This window comes from Rhizobium herbae (assembly GCF_019511375.1).
Taxonomy (GTDB): domain Bacteria; phylum Pseudomonadota; class Alphaproteobacteria; order Rhizobiales; family Rhizobiaceae; genus Pararhizobium; species Pararhizobium herbae_A.
Map to the genome: position 1 here is coordinate 1,204,941 of NZ_JAEUAO010000001.1, position 15,350 is coordinate 1,220,290.

Genomic DNA, 15,350 nt, shown 5'->3' on the forward strand with positions numbered 1-15,350 from the left:
GCCGGTTCACACCGTCCGGCCGCCAGGCCTGACATTCTGGTTCATGCGGAACAGGTTCTGAGGATCGTACTGCTGCTTGATCTGCGCCAGCCGCTTGTAGTTGTCGCCATAGGCCGCCTCGACGCGGTCGGTCTCGTCTTCCGGCATGAAGTTGATATAGGCCGTTCCCGCCGAATGAGGCTTTGCCGCCTCGAAAAGCTGGCGCGCCCAGCCGATGCAGGCCTGATCCATTGCGGCCTCGCGCCAGCGCGCATGAACATTCATGACGAAATGCGAATTCCGCTGCGGAAAGGCTGTCGCCCCGGCAGCAATGCGACCGGCGGCACCACCGACGTGACCGATGAAGACCTCGCATTCCGGTCCGGGCAGCTTGCCGATCGCATCGAGCAGAACCTCGATCGCAGGGTCCGAAAGCGCGACGAAGTCGTGGCTCTTCCAGTAGTTGCGCGCGCCCGGCGTCAGCAGCGGATCGAAGGCCTGCTGCCAGCCGGCAAACGGATGCGGACTGACGACATCGGCGATCGGCTTGCCGATCGAACGCAAGCGTTGCGTCGCCTTCTCGCCGGCATCAAGATCGCCACACCAGCACACGGCGAGAACCAGGACCTCCTTGCCATGCCACTCCTGCGGCAGGAACGGCAGTGGCGGCGCCTGCCGCATAACCACCCAGCAGGTCAGTTCGTCGGGCGCCGTTTCGAGCACCTGTCGATATTGCTCAAGAACCGCCCGCGCATCGGCGATGGGATGCACGACGAGGCCGGAAAGGACCTGCGGACCGAGTTGGTGAAGCTGAAACTCGAAGGCCGTGACGATGCCGAAATTGCCGCCGCCGCCCCGAAGCGCCCAGAACAGATCGCTGTTTTGCGTCTGGCTTGCCCGCACCAATTCGCCGTTCGCCGTCACGACATCCGCGCAAACGAGGTTGTCGATCGTCAGGCCGAATCTGCGCGTGATCCAGCCGAAGCCGCCGCCGAGCGTCAGCCCGGCAATGCCGGTCGTCGAGTTGATGCCGGTCGGCACCGCCAGCCCGAACGACTGGGTTTCCTTGTCGACATCGGCGAGCGTTGCGCCCGGTTCGACCCAGGCTCGCTTGGCGGCGATATCGACACGCACCGATTTCATCGGCGACAGGTCGATCATCAACCCACCATCGCAGACGGCGTTGCCGGCAATGTTGTGGCCGCCGCCGCGCACCGAAACGAGCAGCTTGTTGTCGCTTGCAAAACGCACGGCACTAATCACGTCGGCTGCCCCGGCGCATTGGACAATCAGGGCCGGCCGGCGGTCGACCATTGCATTCCAGATTGTCCGCGCCTCCTCATAGGCGCTATCGCTGGCGTCGAGCACCCGGCCGCGCAGCCGCCCGGCAAGCGCCTCGATGGCCTCAGCACCAATCCATGTCTTGCCTGCCTGCAGATTCATGAGGCTCATATCGTTCATGGATTCGCTCCTCCCACGGTGAACCATGCCCCAGCCTGCGAATATTGCGCCTTTCGAATACACAGCACAAGGCGCGGTTCCGCCGATGCCGAGTGACCGCGCGACCGTGCTGCCGGCGGCACGCGACCGCGCCAGACCTCAGGCCAAGGCGACCTTCCGCACGAACCCCTTGCTGGCGACCATCAGATTCTTCGTGTAGGCGTCGCTGATCCGCCCGGCCACGAGATCGCCGGACGATAGCCGCTCGACAACCTTGCCCGATTTCATCACCGCCAGGCGTTCGCACATGTGGGTGACGACGCCGAGATCATGACTGACCATGATATAGGTGAGCTTCCGGTCGCGCCGGACCTGTTCCAGGAGGTTGAGGACTTCGGCCTGCACCGAGGCATCGAGCGCCGAGGTCGGCTCGTCGAGCAGCATGATCTCAGGTTCGATGATCAGCGCACGGGCAATGGCGATGCGTTGGCGCTGGCCGCCGGAGAGCTGATGCGAATAGCGGAACCGAAAGGACGAACCGAGGCCGACTTCATCGAGCGCGCGCAGGATGCGGCGTTCGGCGTCCCCTACCCCATGGATGGCAAGCGGTTCCTGCAGCAGGCGATCGACGGTCTGGCGAGGGTGCAACGAGCCGTAGGGATCCTGAAAGACCATCTGCACCCGGCGATAGAAGGCCTTGTCGCGATGGCGCGCATCAAGGGTCTTGCCGTCGAGCATGATCTTGCCGCCGGCAATCGGCGCAAGCCCCGCAATAGCGCGCAACAGCGTCGATTTTCCCGAGCCGGATTCGCCGACCAGCCCGAAGGATTCGCCGGATGCCACGTCGATGCTGACATTGTCGAGCGCCAGAAAGTCGTCGTAGGAGACGGTCAGGTTTTCCGCTGAAATCGCCGCCCTCATGCCGCCCACTCCGGTTTGCGGTCAAGCACCGGCAGGGGATGCCGGTCGCTACCGAGCGTGGGCATGCAGTTGAGCAGGCCTTGTGTATAGGGATGTTTGGCATTCGCCAGATCTCCCGCCGCAATCTCCTCGACGATCCTGCCGGCATACATGACGATGACCCGGTCGCAGAAGGAAGAGACGAGCCGAAGATCGTGGGAGATGAAGATCAGGCCCATGCCGCGTTCGGCAACGAGCTTGTCGAGGATGCGAAGCACGTCAAGCTGAACCGTCACGTCAAGCGCCGAGGTCGGCTCGTCGGCGATCAGCAGTTCCGGACCGGCGATCAGCATCATGGCGATCATGGCGCGTTGTCCCATGCCGCCTGAGACTTCGTGCGGATGCAGGTCGAAGACCCGTTCCGCGTCGCGGATCTGCACCGCCTCGAGCATGGCGATGGCGCGGTCGCGAGCCTCGCGCTTGCCGACGTTCTCGTGCGTGCGCAACGTCTCGACGATCTGGCGGCCGATGCTCATGACGGGGTTCAGCGAATATTTCGGGTCCTGCAGGATCATCGCGATACGGCTGCCGCGAAGGCTGCGCCGGACTTTCGCCGGTGCGGCCAGCAGGTCGGTGCCGTCAAAGTTGAGCCTGCTTGCCGATATGCGGGCATGCGCGGGGGTGAGCCCCATGATCGCTCTGCCCGTCTGCGATTTTCCCGATCCGCTTTCGCCGACGATGCCGAGCCTTTCCCTCCCGAGCGTGAAGGACACACCGCGCACCGCTTCGATCAGCCCGGTGCGGGTTGGAAACGAGACGCGCAGATCATCAACGGTCAGCATCGGGTTCATTTGCCGCTCTCCCGCGGGTCGAGCGCGTCGCGCAGGCCGTCGCCCAGCAGGTTGAAGCCGAGGCTGACGACGAGGATGGCGATGCCGGGCATGGTGGCGACCCACCACTGGTCGAGGATGAAGCGCCGGCCTGCCGCAATCATCGCGCCCCATTCCGGCAGCGGCGGCTGCGCGCCGAGGCCAAGGAAGCCGAGGCCGGCAGCCGTCAGGATAATGCCGGCCATGTCGAGGGTGACACGCACGATCAGCGAGGAGACGCACATCGGCATGACATGGCGCAACACGATGCGGAACGGCGAGGCGCCCATAAGCCGCACGGCGGCGATGTAGTCGGAATTGCGCACCGTCAGCGTTTCGGCGCGGGCGATGCGGGCATAGGGCGGCCAGGAGGTGATGGCGATGGCGATGATGGCGTTCTGGATGCCAGGCCCCATGGCCGCAACGAAGGCGAGCGCCAGAACCAGTTTGGGAAAGGCAAAGAAGATATCGGTGATCCGCATCAACACCGCATCGACCCAGCCGCCGGCATAGCCGGAGACGGCACCCACCAGCAGGCCGATGGGAGCGGCGATGATCGCGACAAGAACGATGACGAGCAGGGTCAGTCGCGATCCGTGCAGCAGGCGCGAGAGAATGTCCCTGCCCTGATCGTCAGTGCCGAGCAGATAGCCTTCGCTTCCCGGCGGCAGCAGCCGTGCGCCGGCAAGATTGCCGACGACCGGCGAATGCGGCGCCAGCGCATCGGCGAAGACCGCAACCAGAATGAGCAACAGAATGATGCCGAGCCCCGCGACCGCCAGCCGGTTGGCCGAAAACCGGCGCCAGGTCATATAGGCTCGGCCGAGACGCGCCTGCAGGCGCGATTGCGGCCGGTCTGACATCAGCCATTCACGACGGCTCATGGGGGCAGGCTGGCTGATCTCGCTCATCGCGCGCGCGTCCTCGGATCGAGCGTCCGATAAAGAAGGTCGGACAGGATGTTGATGGCGATGAACACCGAACCGATGACGATCGTGCCGCCCAGCACGGCATTCATGTCGGCGTTCTGCAGCGAATTGGTGATGTAGAGGCCAAGCCCCGGCCAGGCGAAAACCGTCTCCGTCAATACCGAACCTTCGAGCAGGCCGGCATAGGAGAGCGCAATCACCGTCACCAGGGGCACGGCGGCGTTGCGCAGTGCGTGCACCCAGATGATGCGGCTTTCCGAGAGGCCCTTGGCGCGGGCGGCGACGATATATTCCTGCGCCAGTTCGTTCAGCATGAAACTGCGGGTCATGCGGCTGATATAGGCGAGCGAGAAATAGCCGAGCAGGCCTGCGGGCAGGATGATGTGGCGGAAGACGTCGCGGAAAACATCCCACTGGCCCTGCCATGCCGAATCGATGAGATAGAGCCCGGTTACCGGCGTGAAGCTGTATTCATAGACGATATCGATGCGGCCGGGAAAGGCGACCCATTTCAGCCGCGCATAGAACAACAGCAGCGAAAGCAGTGCCAACCAGAAGATTGGCACGGAATAGCCGACGAGGCCGATGACCCGAACGATCTGGTCCGCAATCGAGCCGCGCTTGACGGCGGCCAGCACGCCGAGCGGCACCCCGATGAGACTGCCGATAATCGTGCCTAATGTCGCGAGTTCCAGCGTGGCGGGAAAAACGCGCCGGATGTCGGCCATTACCGGATTGGTGGTCAGTACGGAGGTGCCGAAATTGCCGGTCAGCGCATCGCGCACATAGATGTAGAATTGCTGATAGAGCGGCTTGTTGAAGCCCAGCAGTTCACGGGTTCGCTCCACGACGTGAGTCGGCGCCCGGTCGCCGAGAATGGCGAGCACGGGATCGATCGGGATGACGCGGCCGATGAAGAAGGTCACGGCCAGCAAGCCGAGATAGGTCGTGACGATGATGACCAGGAAACGCAGCGCATTTCCCGCCCAGCCATTGGCGCGGGCGCGCCTGCGCCCGGCCAGTTGTGTCGTTTCGGGAAGGGTCACCGGCCGTCTCCGGTCTATTCCTTGGAAACGTTGAAGACGTAGTTGGTATCGAAGCTCGGTCCGAGCTTGAAGCCTTTCAGATTGCCGCGATAGCCCGCGACCTCCGTCTGCTGGAAGATGATCACGAACGGGCTGTTTGCGAGCACCTTTTTCTGGAGATCCTTGTACATCTCAGCGCGCTTGGCGGCATCCTTCTCGAGCAACGCAGCCTTGCTCTGTTCCGTCCATTCCTTCGGGACGTCCCAGGCATTGCGCCAGGCGAGCGTCTTTACCTTGCCTTCGTCGGAATTGTCCGGATTGACAGTGAAGGTCTCGGCATTCGAGTTCGGATCAAAGTAATCCTGCCCCCACTGGCCGATATAGATGTCATGCGTGCGGGCGCGGTACTTGGTCAGCGTTTGCTTGCCATCACCGGGAATGATTTCCATCTTGATGTTGGCCTGGGCGAGCGTCTGCTGGATGGATTCGGCAATGCCGGTGATCGGCTGCGTGTTGCGCACGTCCATCGTCACCGAGAAGCCATCGGCAAGCCCGGCCTTGGCCAGCAATTCCTTGGCCTTTGCGACATCGAGCTTGTAGGGGTTCTCATCGAGCTCGCCGAGAACGCCCTTCGGCAGGAAGGTCTGGTGGATCTCGCCGATGCCCTTGATCAGGGTCGAACCAATCGCGTCATAGTCGACCAGATATTTGAAGGCTTCAGCCACTTCCGGCTTGGCGAGATTCTGGTTCTTCTGGTTGAGGCTGAAATAGTAAAGGGTACCCTTTGGCGCGCTCGTCGTCTTCAAATCGCCATTCTTGGCTACGGCGTCGAAATCACCCGGCTCGAGATTGCGCGCGACATCGATGTCGCCAGCTTCCAGCGCCAGACGCTGGCCGGAGCTTTCCTTCATGTGACGGTAGATGACGCGAGCGAGCGGTGCCTTCTCGCCGTAGTAATTGTCGTTGCGCTCCATCACCACCACTTCGTTGGCGCGCCACTCACGCATCGTGAAGGCGCCGGAACCGGCGTAGCCGGTCTTCAGCCATTCATTGCCGAAATCGTTGTCGTATTTGTATTCCTCGGATGGGGTGACGGCCTTCACATGCTCGAGAACCACTTTCTTGTCGACGACCGACCCAACGGTCGCGGTGAGGCAGTTCAAAACGAAGCTCGGCGCGTAGGCCTTGTCGACGGTAAAGACGAAGGTGGTTTCGTCGGCCGCTTTTGCCTTTTCGGTGACGTTGTCGCCGGTCAGACCGAACTGGGTGAGGATGAAGGCGGGGCTCTTGTCGAGCTTGACGACGCGCTCGAAGGAATAGGCGACGTCCTCGGCCGTCACCGGATTGCCGGAGGCAAATTTCAGGCCCGGCTTCAGCTTGAACGTGTAGGTCAGGCCGTCATCCGAAACCGTCCAGCTTTCGGCGAGATCCCCCACGACCTTCGACGTGTCGTTGAGGTCGAGCCGTACAAGATAGCTATACGTGTTGGCCGTGACTTCCGCGGTCGACAGCTCGAAGGCTTCGCCCGGATCCATGGTGATGATGTCGTCGATCGCCCAGCCCTCGACCAGGGTATCTGCCGGCGTCTCGGCGAAAGCGGGCGCACCCGCCATCAGGAGCAGCGACAGGGCTGCACCGGCAGTCAGCATTCGGGCATGCTTGTTCAGTGAGTGCATCATCATTCCGTTTCCCTCTTTTTGAGCCCGTTTCGGGCTTTGTTCTCGGTTCAAGCGGCCTCGTGCCAGGCTTGGGCCAAAACGCGCAGCCAGTTTTCCCGGCACAATTTCGTGAGTTCGGCGTCACCATATCCGGCAGCCCGAAGGGCAGCAATCAGGCTCTGATTACCCGCCGCATCGCCGATTTCCTGCGGAATGGTCGCACCGTCGAAGTCCGATCCAAGCGCCACGCAATCGATGCCCATACGCTCGACCATATAGTCGACATGACGGACCATATCCGACAGCGGCGTCCTGGCATTCTCCTGCCCATCCGGACGGAGCATCGTCGTCGCGTAATTGAGCCCCGCCAATCCCCTGCTATCGCGGATCGCATCCAGTTGCCGGTCCGTCAGGTTGCGGGCGACGGTGGTCAGCGAATGCGCGTTCGAGTGGCTGGCGATCAGCGGCTGGTCCGTGGTTTTCGCCACGTCCCAGAAACCCTTTTCGGTGATGTGGGCGAGATCGATCAGGATACCGAGGCGGTTGCATTCGCGCACGAGAGCAAAGCCGGCATCGGTAAGGCCAGGTCCGGTATCGGGTCCCATCGGAAAGGCGAAGGGCACGCCATAGCCGAAAATGTTGTGGCGGCTCCAGACCGGGCCGAGCGAGCGCAATCCCGCGGCATAGAATATTTCGAGTGCGGCGAGATCCGCTCCGATCGCCTCACAACCCTCCATGTGAAGCACGGCGGCGAAGACACCCTTTTCCATCGCAGCCCTGATCTCGGCCACCGAGCGACAGAGTTTCCAGGCGCCGGCGCGATCGAGCCGCAAGGCGATGGCGGCAAACTCCAGCGCGATATCCAGAGAGGGCTGCCGCTGCAAAGGTTCGGACAGCGGCGTATTGTAATGGCCATTCGCGTCCGGCGTCTTCAGCGCCAGATGCGCGGAGGGGATATAGATTGCCGAAAGACCGCCAGCGAGGCCGCCGCGTTTGGCGCGCGGTCCGTCGATGTGGCCTTCGCTCGTCCCGTTCACGAATTCATGGACCGGATCGGCGCCGTTCTTCGCATTGCTCCACAGCCGCAGCAGCACATCATTGTGCCCGTCGAAAACCGCCTGCATTCAAAAATTCCTGTCCTGCCTGGGCTGCTGCCCATTTTTGTCCAGTTGGTCAAGAACACGATGCTAGTGAATCGCGCGGCGAATAACAACGTGGCACCGATAAAATTCAGCGCTATGAAAATGCTTTCGGAATAAAGACTTACGCTACAGCGATCGGATTTCGTTATGCAAGAAATAGCTAATTTTCAGATCCGAAAAACAGGGAGAATTCAAAATAGGGTGTCATGCTGCTCGAAAATCTGGCATGGGCTTGCTGTTCACACACGGGGGTTTCAACGATGACAGCCGATCTGCTGCTTCGCAACATCGAGGCGCCGCCTCGCACGATCACTGGCGCACGATGACCAAGCAGCAGGAACGTCCCCGCCTTCACCTGCTTGGCGCCATCCTGCGCGCCGTATCGGTCCTCGCCATTCTAGGCTTTGCTGCCTGGGGCGCAGTCGCCCTCTTCTACCAGGCCCCCGGCCCCGCGCCCATCAGGCTCACAGCCGCGGTCCTTTGGGTCGCTGTCTCGCTGGCTGTGCTTGGTGCGTATCTTCGCTGGCGCTCGCGGCTTGCCGCTCTGATCTATCCGGTGCTGATTGCCGCGCTGCTCTTCTGGTGGCAGTCCCTCCCGGCCAGCAACACCCGCGACTGGGCCCAGGAGGTCGCACAGATGACGACCGGTGTGGTCAACGGTCCGGAAGTGACCCTCGCAAATGTGCGTAATTTCGACTGGCGGACATCGACCGACTACACGGTGCGCTGGGAAAACCGGACCTACGATCTGGACAAGATCGCCTCTGTCGATCTGTTTTTATCCTACTGGTCGGGCCCCGCAATTGCCCACACGCTCGTTTCATTCGGCTTCGAGGATGGCAGTTTTGTCACCTTCTCGGTGGAGATCCGCAAGGAGCAGCACGAAAGGTTCTCGGAAATCGGCGGCTTCTTCAAGCAATTCGAGACGAGTGTTGTCGCGGCCGATGAAAGCGACATCATCCGGGTCCGTACGAATATCCGCAAGGAGGATGTCTATCTCTACCGGATCAACATGGCCAAGCCGGCGATGCGCTCGCTGTTCATGGCCTATGTCGATGAAGCCAACACCCTCGCTGAAACCCCGCGCTTCTACAACACGATAACGGCCAACTGCACCACCATCGTCTTTGCCATGGTAAACCGCATCGTTACGGGCCTGCCGCTGGATTACCGGCTACTGTTTTCAGGTTACCTGCCCGCCTACATATTCGACGTCAATGGCTTCATGCCCGGCTTCACGCTGGAACAGTTGCGCGGGGGCGGCAAGATCAGCGCCAAAGCGCAAGTGGCGGATCGGGCTGCGGACTTCTCCCGGCGAATCCGCGAGGGCGTTCCTGGCATTGTCCCTTTGAGGCGGCCATGAAGCGGCATAGAGTAATACAATCTGCGCTGATATTGACCAATTTCGAGGCCCCGGCGAGTCGGTGACTATCAGCGCAAGGCAGCAGATAACAGGAAATCACGCATGAACCTCAAGGAGTTCGCAAGCCGGCTTGAACTCTCGCAGACGACGGTCAGCCGTGCGCTGAGCGGTTATCCCGAGGTCAAGCAGGCGACCCGGGAACGCGTGCTCAAGGCAGCGCTTGAATATGGCTACCGGCCGAACACCAGTGCGCTCGGTCTCGCCACCGGCCGCGTCGGGGCAATTGGCATCGTGCTCAAGGGCGGCGGCGAGTTCGGGCCGCATACGAGCGAGTTCATGGGCGGGCTTGGCGGGCGGCTGCAGCAGGAAGAGATCGACATCCTTGTCTCCACCGTCGAGTCCCAGGAAGCGGAACTGACCACCTATCGGCGGCTCGCCGCCAGCAAGCGCGTCGATGCCGTCATCCTGCATTCGCCCTTCCGGGACGATCCGCGCATTGCCTTGCTCAATTCGCTGCGCCTGCCTTTCATCGTGCATGGTCGCACCAATTATGCCGGCAATTTCGGCTGGCTGGACATCGACAATTTCGGTGCCGTGCGTCAGGCGACCAGACATCTCATCGATATCGGCCATCGCCGCATTGCGCTTCTTAACGGCTATCGCGGCCGGATTTTTGCCGAGCACCGACAAGAGGGCTATCAGGCTGCGCTCAGCGAGCGCGGTATCGCGATCGACCCCGCCTTGACGGGCAACAGCGAATTCACCGACGAAATGGGGTTCCGGCTGATGCAGGGCTTCCTGAAACTTGACCGGAAGCCGACGGCGGTTGTCGCCGGTTCCATGATGTCGGCTCTGGGCGCGATGCGCGCCATCAGGATCGCCGGCATGAAGGTCGGCGAAGACATATCCCTCATCGCCCATGACGACGTCTTTCCGTATATCAGCCCCGACCACCTCGTACCGACGCTGTCGACCACGCGGTCCTCGATCCGTGCAGCGGGCGCACGGATCGGCGAGATGGTGCTGGAGCTGCTCCAGGGAACACCGGCCGAGACCCTGCGCGAGGTTTGGCCGGTGGAACTGGTCATCCGCAACTCGACGGCTGCGGCAAGGACGAGCTGAATTTACACGGCCAGTTCGCGGCGCTCCCTTTCCGTCACGATCGCAAGATCGAGCAGCTTCTGCAACTCTGCGGCGTGACGGAAGCCTGGTTCTTCGGTTTTGCCGGCCGCGACCGCATTGATGAAGCGCTGGTAGTTGGTGAGCACGGTTCCGGCGTCGACCTCACGCCAGATGCCCTTCTCGACGTCCGTGCCGAGGCAGGCGCGCAGGGTCGCTCCATCCGGCGTGTCGATCACCTCGATCGCTCCCTTGTCGCCATGCATGCGCAGCCGCAACTCGTTCAGATGCCCGGTCGCCCAGCGGCTGGCATGGATGACGCCGATGGCGCCATTGGAAAATTCAGCGGTCATGGTGAAGCTGTCATTGGCGTCGAGGTCGTATTCGCCGATGCGGTTGCCGGGCGCCTTGTCGAAGGTCTTCAGCCGCGCGAAGATGTGTTCGATGTCGCTCGCTGCGCCGTAGCCGGCGAAATCGAGAATGTGGATGCCGACATCACCAAGGACGCCGTTCGAACCGTGTTTGGTCGACAGTCGCCAGAGCCACTGCGATTCCGTCGCCCAGTCACCCCAGGCCTTGGAGACCAGCCAGCTCTGCAGATAGGAGGCTTCGATGTGGCGCACGTTGCCGATCTCCCCCGCAAGCACCATCCGCCGCGCTTTCTGGACCTCGGCGACGTTCCGGTAAGTCAGGTTGACCATTGTCACCAGGCCGGACTTCTCGGCTGCAGTTGCCATCTCCGCGGCCTTGGCATGGTTTTCCGCCAAGGGCTTCTCGCAGAAGACATGTTTGCCCGCCGCCAAAAGCTTCAGCGTCGTCGGATAATGGATATTGTCCGGCGTGACGTTGGCCACTGCGTCGAACCCGCCCCAGGCGATCGCCTCCTCGAGCGAGGTGAAGGTATTGGGGATCACATGGCGCAGCGCGAAGGCTTGCACCCGGACAAGGTCGACATCGACCGCTGCCACCATCTCAACGCCCGCAATGGTCGCGAAGTTCATCGCATGGGTGTTGGCCATGCCGCCCGTGCCGAGAATGAGAAGACGGACCGGCTTCATCATCTGTACCCCGCTTCGCCGGCCTGGTGCAGCTTCGGCCCGCGTTCGACGATCGGCTCGAGCGCCTGCTCGACCGGCACGTTCGGGGCCTCATGGATGGCGCTGTAGGTGCCTTCGGGATTGTAGGCCCACCGCACAGAATTGCGCAGCACCTTGTGGACATTGGCGTCGTGATAGGTCGGATAGGTCTCATGGCCGGGGCGGAAATAGAAGATATTGCCAGCGCCGCGCCGCCAGGTCAGCCCGGAACGGAACACCTCGCCGCCGGCGAACCAGGAGATGAACACGGTCTCCAGCGGCTCCGGCACGGAGAACTGCTCGCCGTACATTTCCTCGTTCTCCAGCACGAAGTTCTCGTCCAGTCCTGCGGCGATCGGGTGGCGCGGGTTGATCACCCAAACCCGCTCGCGCTCGCCTGCCTCGCGCCATTTCAGCGCGCAGGGCGTGCCCATCAGCCGCTTGAACGGCTTGGAGAAATGGCCGGAATGCAGGACGATCAGCCCCATGCCTTCCCAGACGCGCCTGGCGACACGCTCGACGATCTCGTCGGAGACCGCGCCATGATCCTTGTGGCCCCACCAGAGCAGCACATCGGTTTTGGCCAGCCGCTCGGCGCTTAAGCCGTGTTCCGGCTGCTGCAGCGTCGCAGTCGTCGCCTCGATGCCAACATCGGCATTGAGCGCCGCGGCGATCGTGTTGTGCATGCCGTTCGGGTAAATCTCCCGCACGACCGCGTTCGTCTGTTCGTGGATGTTTTCTCCCCACACCACAGCCTTGATGGTCATAGCCACTCCTCTTCCTCATCCCATCGATTAGCGCTCGATGAAATTGAAACCGCTTTCAATTTGAAGCGATAGAGCCAGTGTCGCGCTTTTGCAAGTGAAATTCCGGCTTCCCCAGCAGTTTAGTGAAAGGTGGATTTCGAGAAAAGATTTAGCACGACGACACCGGCCACGATCAGGACCAGCCCCAAAACGGCTGCAAAATCAAGCTTCTGGCCGAAGATCAAATAACCTGCGAGAGAGATCAGCACGATGCCGAGCCCGCTCCAGATGGCGTAGGCGATGCCGACCGGAATAGCCCTTAGCGTATAGGACAGGAAATAGAAGGCGACGCCGTAGCAGACGACCATGACGAGCGTCGGCAGGAGCCTGGTAAAATGCTGGGCGGCCTGCATCGCCGAGGTGCCAAGCACCTCGAAAACGATGGCGAGCACGAGCATGGCATAAAGCATGGTGGGATTCATCTTGGCGCTCCGACGACCGGTTATTGCTGGGTAAGACTGACCAGGTGCGCCAGCATGTCGTGGCGCTTCGACTGTTCGATGTCGTGGCTCTTGAGCAAATCGGCCAGCCACAGGCCATCGGCGGCAAGCCGCGCAAGCAGACAGCCGGTCGAGGAATCGGTGCCGCCATGTTCACCGGCACGGTCCGCCACCCATTGCCGCCAGCGTGCCCGCAAATGCGGTTCGGACAGGAGCGCAATGGTCAGCACCTGCCAGCCCTGTGCGTCAGCCTCGTCCTGCAGAGAAAACACGCTGGACAGATAGGCGCGGGTAAAACGGCCTTGCGCGACGGGATCGTTGCGCATTTCCGCGGCGATCGTCTGGTCGAGCTTGCCGATCAAGTCATCGAACAACCCGTCGAGCAACGCCATCTTGTTGGGAAAATGGTGCAGGAGCCCACCCTTGCTCACCCCGGCGGCTTGGGAGACCGCGTCCAGCGTCACGCCCGCCGCCCCCTGCTCGAAGGACAGGCGCGCGGCGACTTCCAGCAATTGCTGGCGAACGCGTCCGGGTTGTTTTCGGCGATGATGAGCGACAGACATGTCTTATAAAGATACCGTCTGGACGGTTTGTCAAGAAGAATGATGAAGCGCCTCCCAGGCGCGATCAATCGCCGCAACGCCGATGCTGCAGCGAAAATCATTGGAACGGAAAAGCCCACCACGCTAGGAGTGGCCGCGATCAGGAACGGTGCGATGACAGACACGCAGACGGAAACGCTTTACAACGCCATCGGCGGCGACGGCACGGTGCGGGCGCTGACCCACAGGTTCTACGAGCTGATGGATACGCTACCGGAGGCCGCCCGTTGTCGCGCCGTGCACCCGGCCGATCTCTCCGGCAGCGAAGAGAAATTCTACGAATATCTGACCGGCTGGCTCGGCGGGCCACCGCTCTATACCGACAAGCGCGGTCACCCCATGCTGAGACGGCGCCATTTTGTCGCAGAGATCGGGCCGCAGGAGCGCGACGAGTGGCTCCTCTGCTTCACCCGGGCGCTCGAGGAAACCGTATCGCATCCGCAGTTGCGATCAATCATCCTGGAGCCGGTGACACGGCTTGCCCACCATATGCAGAACAAGGACGAATGAGCATGCGGAACGGCCAGTTGCGCCCGGCAATCCTCTTCATTGCCGGTCTGATGGGACTGTTTGGCGTCGTCAGTGCCGCGGCTGCCTCGCACGGGGCCGATCCGCGGCTGCTCGGAGGTGCCTCGGCGATGTGCCTGGCGCATGCCCCTGCCCTCGTCGCTCTCTATGCAGCCTGGCCGATGATGCGGACCGCAGCGATTGCTGGACTGTTGCTTTCCGCCGGCACGGCGCTGTTTGCTGCAGACCTCACGACGCGACATTTTCTCGGCCACGGCCTCTTTCCGATGTCGGCACCAACGGGCGGTGGTCTGATGCTGCTCGGCTGGCTCGCGATTGCCGCCGGGGCGTTCTTCAAGCGCGCGGATACTTGATTTAGCCATTACCCTGACAGACCGCGGTCAAGCGCCTTCGACGGCAGAAAACCCCTCGAATTTCGGCGGCCCGAGATACATCGTGCGGTTTTCGGCAGCGTTCTTGTGCGCGGCGCGAAAATTCTCCGACTTCGTCCAGGCGACAAAGGCGTCCCGGCTCTCCCAGATCGAACTCGACACGAACAGCGTATAGCCCTCGTCCGCGACGGTATCGCCACGCAGGAGCCGGAATTCCTTGAAGCCCGGCACTTCCGCAAGGCTGGAATCGCGGCCCTTCCAGACGTTTTCGAATGCATCTTCGTGGCCGATGGCGATCTTGAACCTGTTCATGGCAAAATACATCAGGTGTCCTTTCAAGCTCTGCCCTTCGCACGTGTGCCAGTGGCAACGCTCGACGGAAATGGCAGAATATTGTCCCTCCGCTTAGGCGCAACCCCGAATGCGTTGCGCGCCCGCGGACGCGACTGCCAGACAGGAAATGCCGTGACATTCGAGTTGTCTTCAAGCACCTGCGCCCGATTGGACAGGAGTTCGTAGAGTTCAGGGACCATCCCGTCGCCGATGTGCGACGCCAGTTTGTGCAGCCCGATCATCGTGAACTGATCGGGGCGATCGTTTTTCATCTTCGTCTCCGTAGGACCGGACGCGCAAAATGGCACTGGAAATCGAACTTTGGCGATCAGCCGGCGTTGTTCCGGCTCGCCTTCAGGTCCAGAAACGCCCGCTCCAGGCTCGACTTGCTGCCATTGCGAAGCGGCACGAAGGCCTTGCCCCACTTCTTGCAGCCGGTCTTCACCCGGAGGCACGCATCATGGCTGATACAGTCGATCGGGCAGAACACGCAGTCGACCGAGGGCAGGATATTGTCGATGCGCGAGACCGCCTCGCGCAAACCGCCATCGTGATGGATCAGTTCGGCCCCATGGGAGCTGGCGATCTCACGCAAATGCGCCACCTGGCAGTCACGCCCGCCGACATAGAGGAAGCTGCGGCCCTCGAGTTTCGATGTCTGCGTGTCGGCAAAGGATTGTGCATTCCGCGCTTCGGCCTGCCGGTTTTGCTTCTGCTTCGGCTTGAGCTGATGCCGTTTGTCACCCATGTCAGTCTCCGCTTTTTCTCGC

Annotated in this window: 18 protein-coding genes; 4 read left to right on the forward strand and 14 right to left on the reverse strand. The window is 61.8% G+C overall.

Features of this window, described 5'->3' with window-relative positions; all coding sequences use genetic code 11:
- Positions 1–6: 6 nt before the first annotated feature.
- The 7 genes from JNB71_RS05840 to JNB71_RS05870 form a co-directional block, all read right to left on the reverse strand.
- Positions 7–1,440, reverse strand: a complete 1,434-nt coding sequence (locus JNB71_RS05840) for an FAD-binding oxidoreductase (protein WP_220370848.1) — start codon at positions 1,438–1,440, stop codon at positions 7–9.
- A gap of 138 nt (positions 1,441–1,578) precedes the next feature.
- Positions 1,579–2,340, reverse strand: coding sequence for an ABC transporter ATP-binding protein (locus JNB71_RS05845; RefSeq protein WP_220370849.1), 762 nt, complete (start codon positions 2,338–2,340; stop codon positions 1,579–1,581).
- Positions 2,337–3,170 (reverse strand): ABC transporter ATP-binding protein, encoded by an 834-nt coding sequence (locus tag JNB71_RS05850; protein ID WP_220370850.1) that lies wholly within the window; start codon positions 3,168–3,170, stop codon positions 2,337–2,339. The genes JNB71_RS05845 and JNB71_RS05850 overlap by 4 nt, the downstream gene beginning before the upstream one ends.
- Positions 3,167–4,099 carry an ABC transporter permease gene (locus JNB71_RS05855; protein ID WP_220370851.1) on the reverse strand — a complete coding sequence of 311 codons (933 nt, stop codon included), beginning with the start codon at positions 4,097–4,099 and terminating at the stop codon, positions 3,167–3,169. Before JNB71_RS05855 ends, JNB71_RS05850 begins: the two co-directional genes overlap by 4 nt.
- Positions 4,096–5,163 carry an ABC transporter permease gene (locus JNB71_RS05860; RefSeq protein ID WP_220370852.1) on the reverse strand — a complete coding sequence of 356 codons (1,068 nt, stop codon included), beginning with the start codon at positions 5,161–5,163 and terminating at the stop codon, positions 4,096–4,098. Before JNB71_RS05860 ends, JNB71_RS05855 begins: the two co-directional genes overlap by 4 nt.
- Before the next feature lie 14 nt (positions 5,164–5,177).
- A complete protein-coding gene (locus tag JNB71_RS05865) occupies positions 5,178–6,821 on the reverse strand; it encodes an ABC transporter substrate-binding protein (RefSeq protein WP_431028329.1) in 1,644 nt (547 codons plus the stop codon).
- 47 nt (positions 6,822–6,868) lie between these two features.
- Positions 6,869–7,924, reverse strand: a complete 1,056-nt coding sequence (locus JNB71_RS05870) for a dipeptidase (protein WP_220370854.1) — start codon at positions 7,922–7,924, stop codon at positions 6,869–6,871.
- Positions 7,925–8,264: 340 nt separating this feature from the next.
- Between JNB71_RS05870 and JNB71_RS05875 the strand changes: the two genes are divergently transcribed.
- The gene (locus JNB71_RS05875; protein ID WP_220370855.1) at positions 8,265–9,305 is read left to right on the forward strand and encodes a DUF4105 domain-containing protein; all 1,041 of its coding nucleotides are present in this window, start codon (positions 8,265–8,267) and stop codon (positions 9,303–9,305) included.
- A gap of 102 nt (positions 9,306–9,407) precedes the next feature.
- Positions 9,408–10,427: a substrate-binding domain-containing protein gene (locus tag JNB71_RS05880; protein WP_220370856.1), complete on the forward strand. Its 1,020-nt coding sequence runs from the start codon at positions 9,408–9,410 to the stop codon at positions 10,425–10,427.
- Between the two features lie 2 nt (positions 10,428–10,429).
- Here the strand turns inward: JNB71_RS05880 and JNB71_RS05885 are convergent, their stop codons facing one another.
- From JNB71_RS05885 to JNB71_RS05900, 4 genes are all read right to left on the reverse strand, one after another.
- On the reverse strand, positions 10,430–11,485 hold the full coding sequence (locus JNB71_RS05885; protein ID WP_431028203.1) for a Gfo/Idh/MocA family protein: 1,056 nt from the start codon (positions 11,483–11,485) through the stop codon (positions 10,430–10,432).
- Positions 11,482–12,267, reverse strand: a complete 786-nt coding sequence (locus JNB71_RS05890) for a ThuA domain-containing protein (protein WP_220370857.1) — start codon at positions 12,265–12,267, stop codon at positions 11,482–11,484. The genes JNB71_RS05885 and JNB71_RS05890 overlap by 4 nt, the downstream gene beginning before the upstream one ends.
- Positions 12,268–12,386: 119 nt before the next feature.
- Positions 12,387–12,728 carry a DMT family transporter gene (locus JNB71_RS05895; protein WP_220370858.1) on the reverse strand — a complete coding sequence of 114 codons (342 nt, stop codon included), beginning with the start codon at positions 12,726–12,728 and terminating at the stop codon, positions 12,387–12,389.
- A 20-nt stretch (positions 12,729–12,748) separates the two neighbouring features.
- A complete protein-coding gene (locus JNB71_RS05900; RefSeq protein WP_220370859.1) occupies positions 12,749–13,309 on the reverse strand; it encodes a TetR/AcrR family transcriptional regulator in 561 nt (186 codons plus the stop codon).
- A gap of 153 nt (positions 13,310–13,462) precedes the next feature.
- Here JNB71_RS05900 and JNB71_RS05905 point away from each other — a divergent pair, with 153 nt between their 5' ends.
- Entirely contained in the window at positions 13,463–13,858 is a 396-nt protein-coding gene (locus JNB71_RS05905; protein WP_220370860.1) for a group II truncated hemoglobin, read from the forward strand.
- Positions 13,859–13,860: 2 nt separating this feature from the next.
- Complete coding sequence (locus JNB71_RS05910) at positions 13,861–14,229, forward strand: DUF423 domain-containing protein (protein ID WP_220371163.1); 369 nt, start codon at positions 13,861–13,863, stop codon at positions 14,227–14,229.
- 27 nt (positions 14,230–14,256) lie between these two features.
- On the opposite strand, the gene JNB71_RS05915 is transcribed toward JNB71_RS05910, so the two are convergent.
- Genes JNB71_RS05915 through JNB71_RS05925 form a run of 3 tightly spaced genes read right to left on the reverse strand, consistent with a single transcriptional unit; the run spans position 14,257 to position 15,328 of the window.
- Positions 14,257–14,571 carry an antibiotic biosynthesis monooxygenase family protein gene (locus tag JNB71_RS05915; protein WP_220370861.1) on the reverse strand — a complete coding sequence of 105 codons (315 nt, stop codon included), beginning with the start codon at positions 14,569–14,571 and terminating at the stop codon, positions 14,257–14,259.
- Positions 14,572–14,582: 11 nt separating this feature from the next.
- Entirely contained in the window at positions 14,583–14,852 is a 270-nt protein-coding gene (locus JNB71_RS05920; protein WP_220370862.1) for a hypothetical protein, read from the reverse strand.
- Positions 14,853–14,908: 56 nt separating this feature from the next.
- Positions 14,909–15,328 (reverse strand): DUF2325 domain-containing protein, encoded by a 420-nt coding sequence (locus tag JNB71_RS05925; RefSeq protein WP_220370863.1) that lies wholly within the window; start codon positions 15,326–15,328, stop codon positions 14,909–14,911.
- Positions 15,329–15,350: the final 22 nt, after the last annotated feature.